Genomic DNA, 1183 nt, shown 5'->3' with positions numbered 1-1183 from the left:
GTGTCCACCAGCCCGCGCAGCCGCTCCATGACCGCGTCCGCCGTGCCGGTCAGGCCGGCGCCGTCGCCCGGATCCAGCTCGGCCAGGGTTTCGGCGATCATCGCCATCTGATAGGCGACGCCGCGCGGGTTGCCTTCGTCCAGCAGCAGCAGGTCGAGCACCGGAGCGGGCTGCAGCAGCGCGAAATAGCGCGACCGGTAGGTGATGACGCAGTCGCTGAGTTCCAGCATCAGCCGCAGCGCGCCCTCCATGCGGCCGCGCTGGGCCACGTCCTTCTGCCGCAGCACCAGCGCCGTCGCGGTCAGTAGTGCGCCGGCGCGTTCCACCCGGCGGCCCAGATCCATGAACTGGCGGCCGCCGCTGCGGACCATGTTTTCAGCCGTCAGGCCCGAAATGGTCGCGCCGAAGCGCAGGATACTGTCCGTGACGCTGCCGATCCGCTCCAGCGTGCGGCCCGGGTCGCCGGGTACCCGGGCCTCTTGCAGCCGGGCGCGCAGCGTGTCCGCCCCGTGGACGATGGTATCGAAGGTTTCGACCGTCAACCGGTCGCGCAGGCCGGCGGCGACCCGCACGATTTCGGAGAGCAGCCGTTGCGGCAGGGCGGAGTCGAAGGTGACGGCGGACAGGGCGCGCACCAGGGTCGCGTAGCCGGCGCCGATGGCGGTTTCCTCCTGCCACAGCCCGACCGCGCCGGCCAGGCGCAGCACCGTGTCCAACTCCACCCGTTCACGCGGGGAGCCGTCCACCCGGCCGACCCGGCGCGTCACCACGCGCAGCACGCGTCCGGCCTCTTCCAACTGTTCCAGATAGCGGCCCAGCCAGAAGAAATCGTCGGCCGCGCGGCTGGGCAGGTCGCCCTGTCCGCGGCGGATCGCCAGGGTCGGCGTGGGGGACACGGCGCTGCCGACCAGCTCGGCCGAGTCCTCGACCGTGACCCAGACGTCCTTGGTCACCACCGGGCCGTCCAGCGGGCTGCCCGGCGGCGTGTCGTCGTCCGGCAGCAGCCGGGCCAGCCCGCCGGGCATGACCTGCCATTGCGCCCCGTCGAACAGCGCGAACAGGCGCAGCACCACCGCCCCGGGTTCGATGCCGTTCGGCCGGATCGACGGCATGACCGAGGGGGCGATGGCCTCGACCGCCACGAAACGGCCGGGATGGCGCCGCAGCGCGTCCAGCGTGTCGC

1 protein-coding gene is annotated in these 1183 nt (G+C 72.6%); it reads right to left on the bottom strand.

Features of this window, described 5'->3' with window-relative positions:
* On the bottom strand, positions 1-1183 hold a 1183-nt coding region (locus tag HUK84_RS19235), incomplete at both ends, for an alpha-E domain-containing protein (RefSeq protein ID WP_176641645.1).

It is taken from the genome of Nguyenibacter vanlangensis (assembly GCF_013376155.1).
Taxonomy (GTDB): Bacteria; Pseudomonadota; Alphaproteobacteria; order Acetobacterales; family Acetobacteraceae; genus Gluconacetobacter; species Gluconacetobacter vanlangensis.
Note: the sequence above shows the minus strand (reverse complement) of the source record. Positions and strands in the feature narration are given on the sequence as shown.